The following is a 1,050-nucleotide window of genomic DNA, read 5'->3' as shown; positions in this document are numbered from 1 at the left end:
CAGGCGCCGCACCGGCGACCTGGTGACCGTGCGCGAGGACGGCGCCCTGGAGTTCGCCGGCCGGTCGGCGGACCGCGTCACCCTGCACGGGATGCCGGTGGAGCTCGGCGCGGTGGAGTCGGCGCTGCGGGAGCACCCGGGCGTGGCCGAGGCGGCGGTGACCCTGACCGGGGACCGCGACGACGGATGGAAGCTGGTCGCGCACGTGGTGCCCGCGGCCGATCCGCACCCCACCGTGGCGGACCCGGTGCGGATCGCCGAGTGGAAGGAGGTCTACGCCGCCCTGTACGCCGAGGCGCGCACGCGGGACCCCTACGAGCTGGAGGCGTTCGCCGACTCCATCGGCGCGGCCGACGCCCCGCCCGTGTCCGCGCAGGTGCTGCGCGAGCGGCGCGCGGCGACGGTGGACTGCGTCCGCGAGCTGGGGCAGCGCCGGATCCTGGAGATCGGCGCCGGCACCGGACTGCTCGCGGCCCAGCTGGCGGCGGACCCGCGGTGCGAGGAGTACTGGGCCACCGACTTCTCCGGCGCGGCCCTCGACGCGCTGCGCGCCCGGACCAACGCGGACGAGCGGCTGCGCGGCAAGGTGCGGCTCAGCTGCCGGGAGGCGCACGACACGGCGGGGCTGCCCGCCGGATACTTCGACACCGTCGTCCTGAACTCGGTCGTCCAGCACTTCCCCGGCCTCGGCTACCTGCGCACCGTCCTGGCACGCACCCTGGACCTGCTCGCGCCGGGCGGCTCGATCCTGCTCGGGGACCTGCGCCTGCTCGACTGGGCCACCGGCCCCGATCCCGAACTGCGTGTCGCCCCGGCGCTGTTCACTGCGCTGGCCCGGGAGTTCCCGGCCGTGCGGCGGGTGGAGGTACGGGCCCTGCCCGGCGCGGGCGACCGCTACGACGTGATCCTGGGCACCGCCGGGACTCCGGCCTCCGCCGCCACGATCGCCGCCCTCGCCTCCCTCGGCTTCACCCCCGAGGAGTGCGTGAACACGCCCGCCGCCTTCGCGCGCACCGCGGACCTGGGGGCCGCCCCTGTCTCTTATACACA

At 76.2% G+C, this 1,050-nt stretch carries 1 protein-coding gene; it reads left to right on the top strand.

Annotated features, from left to right (window positions below):
- A partial coding sequence (locus tag ACFWGD_RS13295; protein ID WP_377779158.1) for a methyltransferase occupies positions 1-1,050 on the top strand: 1,050 nt, incomplete at both ends.

The sequence above is a fragment of the Corynebacterium sp. NPDC060344 genome (genome assembly GCF_042725215.1).
Lineage (GTDB): Bacteria > Actinomycetota > Actinomycetes > Mycobacteriales > Mycobacteriaceae > Corynebacterium.
This window is presented reverse-complemented; position numbering and strand designations above follow the sequence as displayed.